The 15,432-nt window shown below is 65.6% G+C and carries 16 protein-coding genes; 13 read left to right on the forward strand and 3 right to left on the reverse strand.

The genetic code is table 11. From position 1 onward, the window contains the following. Positions 1-2 precede the first annotated feature (2 nt). On the reverse strand, positions 3-779 hold the full coding sequence (locus ST3T6A_RS0110465) for an alpha/beta hydrolase family protein (protein ID WP_026359602.1): 777 nt from the start codon (positions 777-779) through the stop codon (positions 3-5). After that, positions 776-2,182: an MFS transporter gene (locus tag ST3T6A_RS19880; protein ID WP_051103446.1), complete on the reverse strand. Its 1,407-nt coding sequence runs from the start codon at positions 2,180-2,182 to the stop codon at positions 776-778. Before ST3T6A_RS19880 ends, ST3T6A_RS0110465 begins: the two co-directional genes overlap by 4 nt. A gap of 193 nt (positions 2,183-2,375) precedes the next feature. On the opposite strand from ST3T6A_RS19880, the gene ST3T6A_RS0110475 reads away from it, so the two are divergent. From ST3T6A_RS0110475 to ST3T6A_RS0110490, 4 genes are all read left to right on the forward strand, one after another. Next, complete coding sequence (locus tag ST3T6A_RS0110475; RefSeq protein WP_026359603.1) at positions 2,376-3,134, forward strand: class II aldolase/adducin family protein; 759 nt, start codon at positions 2,376-2,378, stop codon at positions 3,132-3,134. Positions 3,135-3,164: 30 nt separating this feature from the next. Continuing rightward, on the forward strand, positions 3,165-4,673 hold the full coding sequence (locus tag ST3T6A_RS0110480) for an aldehyde dehydrogenase family protein (RefSeq protein WP_019832872.1): 1,509 nt from the start codon (positions 3,165-3,167) through the stop codon (positions 4,671-4,673). Positions 4,674-4,689: 16 nt separating this feature from the next. Beyond that, positions 4,690-5,088, forward strand: a complete 399-nt coding sequence (locus tag ST3T6A_RS19885; RefSeq protein WP_235785773.1) for a DoxX family protein — start codon at positions 4,690-4,692, stop codon at positions 5,086-5,088. A 119-nt stretch (positions 5,089-5,207) separates the two neighbouring features. After that, positions 5,208-5,984 (forward strand): helix-turn-helix domain-containing protein, encoded by a 777-nt coding sequence (locus ST3T6A_RS0110490; RefSeq protein WP_235785774.1) that lies wholly within the window; start codon positions 5,208-5,210, stop codon positions 5,982-5,984. A gap of 9 nt (positions 5,985-5,993) precedes the next feature. Here ST3T6A_RS0110490 and ST3T6A_RS0110495 read toward each other — a convergent pair whose 3' ends face one another. Beyond that, positions 5,994-6,758, reverse strand: coding sequence for an alpha/beta fold hydrolase (locus tag ST3T6A_RS0110495; protein WP_019832875.1), 765 nt, complete (start codon positions 6,756-6,758; stop codon positions 5,994-5,996). A 188-nt stretch (positions 6,759-6,946) separates the two neighbouring features. On the opposite strand from ST3T6A_RS0110495, the gene hmgA reads away from it, so the two are divergent. The 9 genes from hmgA to ST3T6A_RS0110540 all read left to right on the forward strand — a co-directional run bounded on the left by hmgA (position 6,947) and on the right by ST3T6A_RS0110540 (position 15,422). Continuing rightward, a complete protein-coding gene (hmgA, locus tag ST3T6A_RS0110500) occupies positions 6,947-8,245 on the forward strand; it encodes a homogentisate 1,2-dioxygenase (protein WP_443024272.1) in 1,299 nt (432 codons plus the stop codon). Beyond that, a complete protein-coding gene (gene fahA, locus ST3T6A_RS0110505) occupies positions 8,242-9,603 on the forward strand; it encodes a fumarylacetoacetase (RefSeq protein WP_019832877.1) in 1,362 nt (453 codons plus the stop codon). The genes hmgA and fahA overlap by 4 nt, the downstream gene beginning before the upstream one ends. A gap of 58 nt (positions 9,604-9,661) precedes the next feature. After that, complete coding sequence (locus ST3T6A_RS0110510; RefSeq protein ID WP_019832878.1) at positions 9,662-10,099, forward strand: MarR family winged helix-turn-helix transcriptional regulator; 438 nt, start codon at positions 9,662-9,664, stop codon at positions 10,097-10,099. A 374-nt stretch (positions 10,100-10,473) separates the two neighbouring features. After that, positions 10,474-11,133, forward strand: coding sequence for a hydrolase (locus ST3T6A_RS0110515; protein ID WP_019832879.1), 660 nt, complete (start codon positions 10,474-10,476; stop codon positions 11,131-11,133). Between the two features lie 63 nt (positions 11,134-11,196). Next, entirely contained in the window at positions 11,197-11,454 is a 258-nt protein-coding gene (locus ST3T6A_RS0110520; RefSeq protein ID WP_019832880.1) for a XapX domain-containing protein, read from the forward strand. A 7-nt stretch (positions 11,455-11,461) separates the two neighbouring features. Beyond that, positions 11,462-13,309, forward strand: a complete 1,848-nt coding sequence (locus tag ST3T6A_RS0110525; protein WP_019832881.1) for an amidohydrolase — start codon at positions 11,462-11,464, stop codon at positions 13,307-13,309. A 44-nt stretch (positions 13,310-13,353) separates the two neighbouring features. Then, positions 13,354-14,271, forward strand: a complete 918-nt coding sequence (locus tag ST3T6A_RS0110530; protein ID WP_019832882.1) for a hypothetical protein — start codon at positions 13,354-13,356, stop codon at positions 14,269-14,271. Continuing rightward, the gene (locus tag ST3T6A_RS0110535) at positions 14,268-14,714 is read left to right on the forward strand and encodes a DoxX family protein (protein ID WP_019832883.1); all 447 of its coding nucleotides are present in this window, start codon (positions 14,268-14,270) and stop codon (positions 14,712-14,714) included. The genes ST3T6A_RS0110530 and ST3T6A_RS0110535 overlap by 4 nt, the downstream gene beginning before the upstream one ends. An 18-nt stretch (positions 14,715-14,732) precedes the next feature. Continuing rightward, the gene (locus ST3T6A_RS0110540) at positions 14,733-15,422 is read left to right on the forward strand and encodes a YoaK family protein (RefSeq protein WP_051103462.1); all 690 of its coding nucleotides are present in this window, start codon (positions 14,733-14,735) and stop codon (positions 15,420-15,422) included. Positions 15,423-15,432 lie beyond the last annotated feature (10 nt).

Consider the following 15,432-nt stretch of genomic DNA (forward strand, 5'->3'; position numbering starts at 1 on the left):
GCTCAGCCGAGTTTCTCCCGGAAGAAGGGAATGAAGCGGCTCGCCAGATGATCATAGGCGAAGCCGCTGGGGACGACCTCTCCGAAGTGGCCAAGCACCGGGAAGAGTTCGAGCGTCACATCGCGGTTGCCCGCCGCCTCGACCTTGTCGCGCACCATGATCGACTGCTCGACGGGTGCATGCATGTCGTGCTCCCCGTGGAGCAGCAGCAGCGGCTGGACGATGCCCGCCACATGGTCGATGGCCTGGATATGTTCGTAAAATGCGCGCCGGGTAACGGGATCGCCCAGCCAGCCGGTGATCAGCTTGTGGCGCGCCGGGGCGAACGCCGCCGTTCCATAGGCCTGCTGGAGGAAGTCCGACACGGTCCCGAAGGTCGCGATCGCCCTGAAGCGATGGTCGGCCGCTGCGGCGCGAAGCGCAGCATTGCCGCCGCGAGAGACGCCGAACAGGCCGATGCGATCCGGGTCCACGAACGGCTGCCCGGCAAGCCAGTCATAGGCGAGCGAGATGTCGTCGGCATCATGGGTCGGCAAAGCTCCGCGATAATTCATGCTGAGCACATGGAAGCCCGCGGATCTCAGCCGCGAAGCCGCCCATTCGATGATCTCGAACATGCCGGTGCCCATGCCGCCGGGGCAGGCGACGATCGTCGGCGACGGGGCGTTCCCGTCCGCCCTGTAGAGCATCGTGTCGAACGTGCCGCCGTCGGGAAGGGGGACGGTTTCCGCGGTGCCTGTCAGGATCACGGGGCCTCCGTCGCGAGGTGTCAGGTTCATGCGATGCCTCTGTTCTTGATGAGATGCGCGGGTGCCGGGGCTTGCTGCGTGGCGAGGAAGGCGAGGGCGATGGCGCTCAGCATTCCGGGGATGACGCCTGCGAACAGGATATGGGCAGGATCGATTTTCGCGCTGAGCAGGATGCCGCCCAATGCAGGCCCGAGGAGCGATCCGCAGCGCGCGACGGCATTGTTGAAGCCGATGCCTGTGCCGCGCAGCGCTGTCGGGAAGAAGGCCGTGATATAGGCGGACAGCGTGATCTGCGAACCGATCAGGAAAAAGCCGCTGGCCGCGAGGCTGGCCATCAGGAGGACGAGGGGCACGCCATCGATCATGGTCGCCGCTCCCGCGCAAAGGATCGAGGCGACCGCGCAGAGATAGGACAGGGCAAGGACCGCCGAGCCGCGCATGCGGCCGTCGACCACCCTCGCGATCGCGAGGCTTCCCACGATCCCGGACAGATTGAGGATGATGGTGCCCAGAATAGCATCGCTCATGGGGATGCCGGCCCGCTCAAGCAGCGTCGGCGTCCAGTTCACGAGCATGAAGGATAGAAGCAGGCTCGTGAACATCGCGGCCGAAAGCAGGATCGTTCCTGCCGCGAGGCCATCGCGGAACAAGGCTCCGATCGTGGCCCGCGCGACATTCCGCTCGGGCAGGACGAAGCGCGTGGCCGACGTGGCGGGAAGCGCGGGCGCAATACGCAGCAGGATCGTCCGCAGCCTCAGGTCCGCGCCGTGCTTCAGCGCCAGGAAGCGGATGGATTCCGGCATGCCGATCGCGAGCAAGGGGACAAGCAGCACGGGCGCGATGCCGGCCACCAGGAGCATCGCACGCCAATCGGCGACGGCGAGCATGGTGGGTGCGAGCAGGCCTCCGAGCACCGCGCCGAGCGGCGTTCCCCAGGTTATAATCGAGACGATCGTCGAGCGGCGGCGTGCCGGCGCATATTCGGCGGCGATCGCCAGCATGTTGGGGAACGCGCCGCCGAGCCCCAATCCGGCCAGGAAGCGCAGCAGCACCAGCGAGGTTATGCCCGTCGCGAATGCGCAGGAGATGGTGAGCGCGCCGAACCACAATATGGCCGCCATCACGAGATTCTTGCGGCCGACCCGATCGGCCAGCAGCCCGAGGCTCGCGGCACCGATCGCGGCCCCGAGCAGCGTGGCGCTGAAGACGAGCCCGAAGGATGCATGGGAGACGCCCCATTCTTTCGTGATCGCGGGCGCCAGGAACGACATCACCATGGTGTCGAAACCATCGAAGATCGAGGCGATCAGCGTCAGGGTGAAGACGCGCCACTGAAGAGGGCTGATGGACGCGGCGTCGATCGTCGCCGCAACGTCGATCTCGGCGGCGGCCAGCGCCTGCGGGTGATGCCCTTGCAGCAAAATCCTCTCCATCTCTCGTTTCCACCGACCCCATCGACCGCGAGGCACGCGGTGCAATTTCTGCATGCAGAATGGGAGGGCCAGAGTGCGTTGATCGAAGATATGCGGCCAGCGGGTTTGGGAGGCCTTATCAAATCGTCCGAATATCGCTGGCGGGCTTTCCGGTCGAGTTGACCCTGTCTCACGCTGCTGTCACTCAAATTGCATGCAGAATGAGCACGCACAATCGCCATCGGGATGTGATCCGGATGAATGGGCCGCGCGGCAGGATCTTGCGGCGGCCTATCGGATGGTGGACCGTTTCTTCCCGACCACGGATGGCATCTACAACCATCTGAGCCTGCGCGTTCCGGGGATGCCGCGGCATTTCCTGATCAAGCCCCACGCGCTGCTCTATCGCGAAGTGAAGGCCTCCAATCTCGTGCGGGTCGACATGGATGCGGATCTCGATGAGCGGGCCGGCGTGAATCGGCCGGGCTTCATCCTCCACAGTGGTGTCTTGAGGGCTCGTCCGGACGTCGAGTGCGTGGTCCACATGCATACGCAGCCCGGCATCGCCATGTCGGCTCATGGCGCGGGTCTGCGGATGATCTCGCAGGCGGCCATCCGCTTCTACAAGCGGATCGGTCATCACCCTTTCGAGGGAGTGACGGAGAAAGCCGAGGAGCGCGAGCGGCTCGCCGCGGCACTCGGCGAGAATCATGCGCTGTTCCTGCGCAATCACGGCATCGTGATCGTGGGAGCAAGCGTGCGCGAAGCCTTTGAACGGACCCGCGATCTGATGACGGCGTGCGAGACCCAGCTCATGCTCGAGGCCGCGACCGACAACATCATCGAGGTGCCCGACGATATCTGCGCGAGCACGGTCCGCCAGCTCGAGCTGCACGACCGTGGTCGCGGCAAAGCCGACTGGCCAGCCTGGCGCCGCCTCATGGACGAGGTCGCCCCCGGATATGCGGACTGAACGAGAGCACCGGGAATCTGGGAGAGCAGGATGACCTCGATCATGTTGGAGAATGACCTCACGCATATTCCGGCGTCCGTGCGGCGCTGGCTCGACCGCGCTCCCGCCCATTTCATCGGTGGGGAATGGGTCGCGAGCAGGGGAAGCCTTCCCGTCGTGGAGCCGTCGAGCGGTCGGGAGATCGGTGCGATCGGGAAGGGCGGCGTCGAAGAGATCGACATGGCGGTGACGGCCGCCAGGGCCGCGCTCGTCGCGCCGGAATGGCGCGACGCGGGCCCGCTGGCCCGCGAGGCCGTGCTTCACCGCCTTGCCGCGCTGATCGAGGCGCGCGCGGACGATCTCGCTCTGCTCGATTGCATCGACAACGGCATGCCCCTCTGGCTGGCGCGCGGCATCGATGTCGGCGGGACGGTCGATGTCTTCCGCTATTATGCGGGATGGCCGTCCAAGCTGGCCGGTCGCACGGTCGAGGTGTCGGCGCCGCCGGGGATGGGCCGGTTCCGGGGCATGACCCGGCGCGAGCCGGTCGGGGTCGTCGCGGCGATCGTGCCATGGAACGTGCCGTTGATGATGGCCGCCTGGAAGCTCGCGCCCGCTCTCGCGGCAGGCTGCACGGTCGTCCTCAAGCCCTCGGAGGAAGCCTCGCTCTCGGCGCTGGCTCTGGCGGAGCTGGTTCAGGAGGCGGGGTTCCCGGCCGGAGTGGTCAATGTCGTCCCGGGTCTCGGCAGCGAGGCGGGCGATGCGCTTGTCCGTCATCCCGGCGTTGACAAGATCTCCTTCACGGGCTCGACCGCGACCGGCCGGGCCATTGCCCGGGAGGCCGGCGGGTCTCTAAAGAAGCTGACCCTTGAGCTTGGCGGCAAATCGCCGACCATGCTGTTCGCCGATGCCGATCTCGATCGCGCGATCATCGGCGCCGCGAACGCGATCTTCCTCAATTCAGGCCAGGTCTGCGTCGCCGGCTCGAGGCTCTATGTCGAGGATGCGATCTACGATCAGGTGGTCGAGCGACTGCAGGCCCATATTCGCTCGATCCCGGTGGGCGCGGGCATGAGCGAGGGCGTCTTCATGGGGCCGCTGGTCAGCGCGCGGCAGCGCGAACGGGTCCGCTCCCATCTCGACGCGGCGCGGGCAGGCGGCCTCAGCGTGGATGCGGCGGCGGATTATTCGGACACGTCGGGCTTCTATGTCGCGCCCACCCTCGTCACGGGCGCTCCCCACGATGCGCCGGTGACGCAGGAGGAGATATTCGGTCCGGTGCTCGGCATTTATCGCTTCTCGGACGAAGACGAACTCGTCGCGGCCGCGAACGGCACCGATTTCGGCCTGGCGGCCAGCTTGTGGACGCGGGACATCGATCGCGTCCACCGCATTTCGGACGCTCTCCAGTGCGGCAAGGTCACCGTCAATGCCGGCGGCTTTCCTTATCCGGGCCTGCCCGAGGGCGGCTACAAGGGCTCGGGCTTCGGGCGCGACCTTGGACCGGACGCCGTCGAGCAGTGCCTCCAGACCAAGACCCTTCTCATCCATGTATCGTGAGGCACCCATGCGCGAAATGAACGAAGCAGCCCTTCCGGTTGGACGGGCCCTGATCGCTGCCCTTTTCCTCTGGAGCGGCTTTCGCAAACTCGGCCACCCTGCGGCGGTGATCGCCATGATCGGCCACAGCCTGCCCTTTCCCACGTTCGGCTTCGCGATCTCGCTCGCCTGTGAACTCGGTGCGGGGACCTTGCTGCTGCTCGGCTACAGGACGCGTTGGATGGCGGCCATCATCGCGATGTTCACCCTCGCAACCGCGCTGGCCTTCCATAATGACTTCGCCGATCGCGATGCGCTGACCAACTTCATGAAGAATATCGCCATCCTCGGAGGGCTTTTCCACGTCTTCGTCGTTGGGGGCGGCCGTTTCTCGATGGATGCTCTAATTAGCCGTCCCCGTACGGCCGCCGCCTGAGCCCGGTTCGTGATCGGGCGGAGATGATCGACAGGACGCAGGGTGAAGGGATTTCCGCGATGCATCAGGAAGCGCCGATCTGGATCGTCACGGGCGATTATGGACGCGCGACGGTCAACGTGACGGATCGCGCGCTGGTCGAGCATGCGCACCAGCAATTCAACATGCTCTTCATGCTGGGCGGAGCAGATACTGTCTTCCGGTCGGGCAGTTGCGACCTGCTTCTCGATGCCTCGACCGTCATCCTCTTCAATCCCTGGGTGCCGCATCTCAAGCTCGCCAACGACGGCAAGCCGACGACGATCCTCTCCCTGGTCATCGAAGCGGAGTGGATCGACCGGGTGCTGGAGCGAAGGGGCCTTCGTGCCGGCCTTGTTTTTCCCCATGTCGTGGAAAGCATGAAGCCCTGTGTCCAGCGCGCGGCCGAGCGCCTCGCTGGCGCCATCTCGCGAGGTCTGCTCGACAATGGTGAGGACAGGGAGTTGCCCCTGATCGAGCTGATCGATGCCGTGGTGGCAGCCTATATCGTGCCCGAGACGGCAACCGTCACCGCGAGCGGGCGGCCGATCGATTTCCGGATCCGCAAGGCCATCGCCTATATCCACGACCACGCGCTCGAAAATCCGCGGATTGAGGAGATCGCCCGGGTGGTCGGCCTCTCCCGGTCACGCTTTTTCGAGCAGTTTCGTAACTGCGTAGGCGTGTCGCCCCGACATTATGTGGATCATATCCGCATGCGGGCGGCGATGCACTGGTTGAGCGCGACCGAGCGCTCCCTTGTGGAAGTTGCGGATGAGCTTGGCTTTGGCGCCCACAGCAATTTCACCCGTTTCTTCGCGCAGCATATGGCGGTCTCGCCCAGCGAATATCGCCGCCAGACCCACAGCCTCGGATGAAAGGGGCGATCAGCGGGCGAGCGCCGGATCGATGAAGGCGATCAAATGGCTCGCCAATATGAGCGGGCATTCGTCCATCGGATAATGACCGGCCTCGGGCATGACCACGAGATGGGCATTGCGCAGCGAGGCAAGCCAGGTCGAACGGACCAGCTCTTCGGGAACGCCCCGGTCCTGCGCGCCGGCAACCACCAGGACCGGCTGCTCGACCGCCTGGGCGGCCGTCGCGAATTCGTCGCCCGCCCAGGATTCGAAGGTGTCGGCGAAGGCCTCGCGGTTGCTGACCGCAACCGAGCGTTCGGCAGCCCTCCGCAGCCAGGCGGCCGGGAGGCGCTGGCCCGTGGTCATGTCGAGAATGGCCTGCCGGACCGCGACGTCGTGCGCGGCCGCGCGGAAGAAGTCGAGGGTCGCCGGATCGAAAGGTGCCTTGCCAGCCCAGACCGGCGTGATCCCGATGATCCGTTCGACCCGCTGCCCGGCCATGAGCGCAACCCGGAGGGCGACCTTGCCGCCCATCGAGTGGCCCATCACCGTGAAGCTCTGCCAGCTGAACGTGTCGGCGACGGCCAGCACGTCCTCGGCCATTGTCGAGATGTCGAACGGCCCCTCCGAAGCTCGCCGCGAGCCGTAGCCGCGCATGTCGGGCAGGGCGATGCAGAAACGATCGGGATCGAAGCCCGCCAGCATTCCGTCGAAGGCTGCACTGTCGTTGAACCAGCCATGGATCGCGATGATGCGGCGGGGGCCGTGTCCGTAAGTCCTGCAGCGCGCCATATGCTCTCCTGTCCGGTTTCGGCTGCGAGCTAGAGCGGGTGACGGGCCTGCATGCAATCCGCCCCCGGTGGATTGTCGGACTTCATGATAAGTCGCCGGAGCCGCTCATCAGGCCAATCGCGCGCGAGCTTGTAGAGAGACCCGGAAGCTGGAGACGGCCGCTGCATGCGGTTGCCAAGGGAAGAGGAATGATGAGCGCAATGGCGAACGCCACTTATGTTCCGGGCTTCGGGAACAACGTGTCGACCGAAGCGATCCCAGGCGCGTTGCCGATCGGGCGCAATTCGCCGCAACGGCCGCCATTCGGCCTCTATGCCGAGCAGTTGTCCGGCACGGCCTTCACCGCGCCGCGCGGCGAGAACCGGCGCAGCTGGCTCTATCGACTGCGCCCGAGCGCAGACCATCGTCCTTTCGAGCCTTATGCCGGCGCGCCGCTCTTCAGGGCCGCGTCGCCTTCGGCACCGCTCGCGCCGAACCGCCTGCGCTGGGACCCGCGCGCGCTCCCCGTCGACCCGACCGACTTCGTCGATGGGATCGCGACCATGCTCGGCAATGGCGCGCCCGAGCAGCTCGAAGGCGTCGCCTTCCACGTCTACGCGGCCAATCGCGACATGACGGATCGTGTGTTCGTGGACGCGGACGGAGAGCTGCTCATCATCCCCGAGACGGGGCGGCTGACCCTGCTCACCGAACTCGGGCGCATCGATCTCGCGCCGGGGCAGATCGCTCTCATCCCGCGCGGCGTCCGCTTTCGGGTGCTGCTCCCCGACGGGGAGGCGAGGGGCTATCTCGCCGAGAATTATGGCGCTCTGTTCCGCTTGCCCGAACTCGGCCCGATCGGGTCCAACGGTCTCGCCAACGCCCGTGATTTCGAAACGCCCGTCGCCTGGTTCGAGGATCGCGACGTGGCAACCGAGGTGGTCCAGAAATATCTGGGATCGCTCTGGAGCGCGACGCTTGATCATTCGCCGCTCGACGTCGTTGCCTGGCACGGGAATCTGGCGCCGTTCCGTTACGATCTCGCGCGCTTCAACACGATCGGCACCGTCAGCTTCGATCATCCGGACCCGTCGATCTTCACCGTGCTGACGTCACCCTCCGACGTTCCGGGGCGGGCGAATGCCGACTTCGTCATCTTCCCGCCGCGCTGGATGGTGGCCGAGGATACGTTTCGTCCGCCCTGGTTCCATCGCAACGTGATGTCGGAGGCCATGGGCCTGATCCACGGGGCCTATGACGCCAAGGCGGGCGGCTTTGCTCCGGGCGGCATCAGCCTGCACAACCTGATGGCGGGCCACGGGCCGGACCTGGCCAGCTGGCAGGGCGCGACCGACGCGGACCTTGAACCGCACAAGATCACCGCCACCATGGCCTTCATGGTCGAAAGCTGTTGGCCCTATCGCCCGACCTCCCACGCGCTCGCCAATGCCCAGCTCGATTATGATGCCGTCTGGACGGGCTTCTCCAAGGCGCGGATCGCAGGATGAGCGCGATGATCGATGAAACGCATGACCCGCAGCGCCGCAGCTGGGTTGAGAGCGCCGACGGCCACGAGGATTTTCCGATCCAGAACCTGCCGCTCGGAATCTTCTCTCCTGACGACGAGGAGCCCCGGATCGGCACAGCCATCGGCGACCATATCCTGGATCTGCGGGCGATTTCGCACCTTCTGCCCGCGACCTTGGCGCGCGCGTTGTCCGGCCGGACGCTGAACGAGCTGCTCGAATATGCGCCCGCGGAGCGCCGGTCGCTCCGCCAGCGGCTCTCGATGCTCCTGTCCGATCGACGGCATGAAGCCTCGCTTCGTCCGCATCTCCACGAGGCCCGCCGCTGCTCGCTGCATGTGCCCGCGCGGATCGGCGACTACACGGATTTCTATGTCGGCATCCATCATGCCACCAATATCGGAAAGCTCCTGCGCCCCGACACGCCGCTCTTGCCCAACTATAAATGGATTCCGATCGGCTATCACGGTCGCGCGTCGTCCATCCGCGTCTCGGGGGATCGGGTTGTCCGGCCCGTCGGGCAGCGGCGCCTGCCGGACAGCGAGCGTCCCTTGTTCGGCCCGTCGACCCGGCTCGACTTCGAACTCGAGCTGGGGCTCTGGATCGGTTCCGGCAATCGCCTTGGCGAACCCGTCGCGATCGGGGATGCGCCCCGGCATATGGCAGGGCTGAGCCTTCTGAACGACTGGTCCGCCCGGGATTTTCAGGCCTGGGAATATCAGCCGCTGGGGCCTTTCCTGTCCAAGAATTTCCATACGACGATCTCGCCCTGGATCGTCACGATGGAAGCTCTCGCGCCATTTCGCACGCCGCAGGCACAGCGACCGGACGGCGATCCCCATCCTCTTCCCTATTTGTGGGATGATGCCGACCAGGCGAACGGCGCCTTCGCGATCGAGCTGGAGGTCGGCATGCGCTCTCCGGAGATGCGCAATCGGGGGCTTGCGCCACACAGGCTGAGCCTGAGCGATGCGCGAACCATGTACTGGACCGCCGCCCAGATGATCGCGCACCATACGGTGAACGGCTGCAACCTGAACGCCGGGGACCTGCTCGGGACCGGAACGCTATCGGCCGCAAGCCCGACAGGGCTCGGCAGCCTGATGGAGATGACGCTCGCCGGAGGGGCGCCCATCAGGCTGCCGACCGGGGAGGAGCGGTCCTTCCTGCAGGATGGCGATGAAATCTCGATCGGGGGGAAGGCGCGGGCGGATGGTTTCGTCCCGATCGGATTCGGGCCCTGTCGCGCCGAGGTGAGTGCTGCCAAGGTGGGCTTGTGGGAAGCCGTGAGCAGGGCAAACTCGCCGATGGATCATGCCGGCTCTCCGTCCTCCCTATAGGGTTGCCGTCCGGGATCGCGTTGATCCGATCCCGGAGCGGAGCAAGGAGCGAGACAATATGAACCAGCCGCCCGATGGCATCTGTCTCCTTCTTCGAACGACCTTTCTGGCCATGGTCGATCGCGTCGAGCACGAGTTCGATGATCTGGGCCTGGCCCTTTCGCAGTGGCTCACGCTGAAACTCATCAATATCGGCACGATCTCCTGCATCGGGGACATCAACCGCGAACTGGGCCTCACCACCGGCGCCTCGACCAGGCTGGTCGATCAGCTCGAAAACAGGAATCTGATCGTCCGTAGGCGCGGGGGTGCCGACAGGCGGGTCGTGGAAATCATGCTGACCGATGAGGGGCAGCGAGTCATCGTTGCGATACAGCCCCGGCTCGCGGACCTCTGGGAGGAACAGCTATCCGATTTTGAGGAGGATGAGCGGGACACGTTGTTCGCGCTCCTGTCGCGACTGCGGGACGGGCTGAGGCGTCGCACCGACGGTTGAGCGGAACCGATGCCAGCGAAGGCGCCAGGATCGAAGCCGGAATGGCGCACGCACGGGTCAGTCGCGCGCATGACGATCAGAAATGCGAAAATATCTTACAAGTGTCTGAGAGCATGATATTCAATGCTGGCGCGCGGGTTGTTGCGATAGTATCCATTGGCGCGCTGTCATAGTGAACCGTCCGATTGTGCTGCTTTCGTTCTTGTTGAAGCCAGCACGCGAATTTAGATGGCGGCAGACTGAAAATGCTTCCGGATGTTGAAGCAGAGACGCAGGTCTTTTCAATTTTTCCCCGACGTTGACGCACTGTCTTCTCGCGCCTTTTTCGCGCCGATTTTCATTGCCGAAAATTACCTTGGGAAAGGAGTCGTTTCATGTCGATCAAAGCCACTCCCGTGCCTGGCAAGACGCTGTTGACGCCGAACGATCACGCGCTCGTCCTGATCGATTTTCAGTCGCAGATGACGTTCGCGACGAAGTCAATCGACACGACGGTGCTGCGCAACAATGCCGCGCTGATTTCGCGCGCCGCCAAGGGTTTCAATGTCCCGGCCATCCTGACGACGGTCGCAACCAAGACTTTCTCCGGCCCGATGTACAGCGAGATCACCGATGCGTTTCCGGGCCAGGCGATGCTGGAGCGCACCAGCATGAATACCTGGGAAGATGCCGGCGTGATCGAGGAGGTCAATCGGATTGGCAAGGACCGTCTCGTCTTTGCCGGCCTGTGGACCGGGGTCTGTATCGTGGGGCCGACGCTCTCGGCGCTCGATCAGGGCTTCGAGGTCTATGTGATCGCGGATGCCTGCGGCGACGTGACGGACGAGGCGCATGAACGCGCCATGGAGCGCATGATTCAGGCTGGCGTCCGTCCGATGACGTCCGTTCAGTATCTGCTGGAACTCCAGCGCGACTGGGCGCGCACCGAAAGCTATGGAATGACGACCGGCATCGCGCGGGATTATGCCGGCGCCTACGGTATCGGCATCACTTACGCCAAGGCGATGTTTGGCGGGTCCGAAGGCGGTCACTGATCCGCTCCCCGGGGAGCGGTGGTCGCCGCTCCCCTTTTCATCAGGTGGAGGGGATGCCGCTCCATGAAGCCCTATCTCATCTCGCTTGCCGTCGGCCTGCTCGTCGGCGCCATCTACAATCTGCTCGGCGTGAAATCCCCGGCGCCACCGACGATCGCGCTGATCGGCCTGCTCGGCATGCTGATCGGCGAACAGATCATCCCCGTCGCGAAGCGCATCGTCACCGGGCAGCCGGTGCTGTCCTTCGTGAAGAACGAATGCGCTCCGAGCATCCTCGGCCCCCAGGCCGCACCGAAATCCCCGAAACAGGAAGATGCGTGAGGCAGCCATGACCGATCTCATCATCAGCAACGCCAAAATAACGACCCTGGACCGGGAGAAGCCGGTGGCGGAGGCGGTCGCCGTCCGCGATGGCCTGATCCTCGCGGTGGGCGAGGAGGCGGAGGTCCGCGCCGCGGCGGGGCCGGACGCGACCGTGATCGATGCGGGCGGGCGCCGCCTGATCCCCGGCCTGATCGACAGCCACACCCACATCATCCGGGGCGGGCTCAACTATAATATGGAGCTGCGCTGGGATGGCGTGCCGAGCCTCGCCGAGGCGATGGCGATGCTGAGGAGGCAGGTCCAGAACACGCCGGCACCGCAATGGGTGCGCGTGGTGGGCGGCTTCACCGAGCATCAGTTCGCCGAGAGGCGCCTGCCGACCATCGACGAACTCAATGCGGCTGCGCCGGACACGCCCGTCTTCATCCTCCACCTCTATGACCGTGCGCTGCTCAACGCGGCCGCGCTCCGGGTGGTGGGCTACACGAAGGACACGCCCAACCCGCCCGGCGGCGAGATCGTGCGTGACGCCGCCGGCAACCCGACCGGGCTGCTGCTCGCCCAGCCCAACGCCACCATCCTCTATGCGACGCTCGCCAAGGGGCCGAAGCTCCCACCCGACTATCAGGCCAACTCAACCCGCCACTTCATGCGCGAGCTGAACGGCCTCGGTGTCACCAGCGTGGTCGATGCCGGCGGCGGATTCCAGAATTATCCGGACGATTATCAGATCATCGAGCAGCTCCATCAGGCTGGCGAGATGACGGTGCGCATCGCCTACAACCTCTTCACCCAGAAGCCGAAGGAGGAGCTGTCCGACTTCGCGGGCTGGGCGAAGACGGTGAAGCCGGGGGACGGCGACAATCTCTATCGCCACAATGGCGCGGGCGAGATGCTGGTCTATTCGGCCGCCGACTTCGAGGATTTCCGGGTCGCCCGGCCCGACATGCCGGCCAGCATGGAGACCGACCTCGAACCGGTCGTCCGCCTGCTCGCCGAGAACCGCTGGCCGTGGCGGATGCACGCCACCTATGACGAGACGATCGGCCGCGCGCTCGACGTGTTCGAGAAGGTGAACAGGGACGTGCCCTTCGACGGCCTGCACTGGTTCTTCGACCATGCCGAGACGATCTCCGAGCGCAACATCGACCGGATCGCAGCGCTCGGCGGCGGCATCGCGGTTCAGCATCGCATGGCCTATCAGGGCGAGTATTTCGTCGAGCGATACGGCTCCAAGGCGGCCGAGGCGACCCCGCCGATCAGGAAGATGATGGCGGCCGGCCTTCCCGTCGGCGGCGGCACCGACGCCACCCGCGTGGCGAGCTACAATCCGTGGGTTTCGCTTTCCTGGCTGGTGACGTCGAAGACGGTGGGCGGCTTGCGCCTCTATCCGCAAGCCAACCGGCTGGACCGAGAGACGGCGCTCCGCCTGTGGACCGAGGCCAACACCTGGTTCTCGAACGAGCAGGGCAAGAAGGGGCAGATCAAGGCCGGCCAGCTCGCCGACCTCGTGCTCCTCTCGGACGATTATTTCGGCGTGCCCGAGGACGAGATCGTCCACATCCGCTCGGTGCTGACCCTGCTCGGTGGCAAGGTGGTGCACGGCGACGGCGACTATGCGCCGCTCGCGCCGCGGCTTCCCAGGCCGATGCCGGACTGGTCCCCGGTGGCGACCTTCGGCGGCTATCATCAGGCCCCGGTCGCCCGCGCGAAGCTGGCGTCGGCCTGCGGCTGTCATTCCGGCTGCTCGGTCCATGGCCATGACCATGCCGCCGCGCTCGGCGCCAATGTCCCGGCCAGCGACGTGCAGAGCTTCTGGGGGGCGCTTGGTTGCGGCTGCTGGGCCGTCTGACACATCCAATCCTTTCCGATCCCATTCGACCAAGGAAAAACCATATGGCCACCATCAAAGCCTTGATCGCCGCCGGCCTGATCGGCCTTGCCGCAGGCCCCGTCGCGGCGCCTGCCTTCGCCAAGGCGGCGCAGGCCGTTCCCGCTGCCGGCGACTATTCGGTCGGCCCGCAGTACGACACGACCCACGTCTATGTGGACGCGGCCGACTTCGACAAGTTCGTGGCGAGCTTTGTCGCCACCTTCGGCGGCACCACGAGCAAGCAGGGCGTCTTCCAGGTGACGCCGACGACGAGCCAGACCATGTCCCAGCTTGCATTGACGCCGGTGGGCACGGTTTCGGTGTTCGGCTTCAAGACGCCGATCCCTTATCCGTTCGGCGCGGAGCGGACCGGCTATCTCGTCACCGACATGGATGCCGCGGTCGCCTCGGCTGTGAAGAATGGCGCGACGCGGCTTATCACCACCTTCCCCGATCCGATCGGCCGCGACGTCGTCGTGCAATGGCCGGGCGGCGTGAACATGCAGCTCTACTGGCACACCACCAAGCCCAACTATACGCCGCTGACGACGGTGCCGGAGAACCGCGTCTATCTGACGGCGGACGCCGCCGATGCCTTCATCCGCCACTGGGTCGCCTTCTCGCACGGGCGGATCGTCTCGGACGACAAGGCGGCGCCGGGCGTGGAGGTCGGCCAGCCCGGCAAGAGCATCCGCCGGGTCCGGATCACATCGGGTTATGGCAAGCTCACCGTGCTCGTCTCCGACGGCCAGCTTCCCTGGCCCTATGGCCGCGACATGACCGGCTATGAGGTGGCCGACCTTGCGGCGACGCTGGACAAGGCCAGGGCCGCTGGCGTCGAGGCGCTGGTGCCGGCCTATGACGCGGGCGATCGCAAGGCCGCGATCCTGCGCTTCCCCGGCGGCTATATCGCCGAGGTGCACCAGGCGACGGCGAAATGAACCCGGAACGTGTCGGAGAGCGGGACCCGCGCTTCGTCGACGCCATCCTCGACTGGCGCTGGACGGGCTTCTTCGCTCGGCTGGCGCTGGTCGGCGCCTACCTTCTGGGCGGGATCGTCAAGCTCTCGGACTTGCCCGCCGCGATCGCCGAGCAGGCGCACTTCGGCATGCACCCGCCCGCGCTTTGGGCGGCGCTCACCATCGCCATCGAACTGATCGGGCCGCTGCTCATCCTCACGGGCCGTTTCGTATGGCTGGGAGCCGGGATGCTCGGCGTGTTCACGGCGATGGCCGCGTTTACCGCCAATGCCTTCTGGACGATGCAGGGGCAGGAACGGTTCGCGGCGACCAACGCCTTCTTCGAGCATCTCGGCCTTGTCGGCGGTTTCGTGCTCGCCGCCATCCTCGCGGAGCATGACCAACGCAGGAAGCGCGCAGGCTGAATGCGCAAGGGAGAAGACATGACATCCGGACAAGGCCCCCATGCCAAGGCGATCGTCTTCCTCCTGCTGGTGCTTTCGGCCACGACCGGACTAGTCGATGCGGCGAGCGTGCTGGGCCTGGGCAAGGTGTTCACCGCCAACATGACCGGCAACATCGTTTTCCTGGGCTTCGCGCTGGCCGGAACGCCCGGCTTCTCCTGGCCGCTCTATGTCGTGGCGCTGCTCTTCTTCATGGGCGGAGCCGGCGCCGGTGGCCGCATATGCAAGGTGCAGGCGCCCCTTGGGCGAAGGCGGTGGCTGCTCTGGGCGGGCACCATAGAGGCGATCCTGTTCGGCCTCGCCGCCGCCTGCGCGCTGGCGAGCGGTCGCTCCCCGGCCGAAATCGTGGTGATGGCGATGATCGCGCTTACGGCCGCGGCCATGGGCTTCCGCAACGCGACGGTTCGCCAGCTTAAGGTGGCGGACCTCACCACCACCGTTCTGACGCTCACCATCACGGGGCTCGCCGCCGATTCCACGGTCGCGAGTGGTGGCGGCAATCCCAATCTCGGGCGTCGCTTCGGCGCGGTATTGGCCATCCTGCTGGGGGCGCTGGCTGGCGCCCTGCTGGTGCTGCACACGGGGCTTGCGCTGCCGCTGGCGCTGGCCGGGCTCATCACATTCGTCGCCACGGTGGCGCTGGCCAACGACCTGCCGGCGCAAGGCTGAAAGGCTTGAC

Source organism: Sphingomonas sp. PR090111-T3T-6A (genome assembly GCF_000383095.1).
Classification (GTDB): domain Bacteria; phylum Pseudomonadota; class Alphaproteobacteria; order Sphingomonadales; family Sphingomonadaceae; genus Solisphingomonas.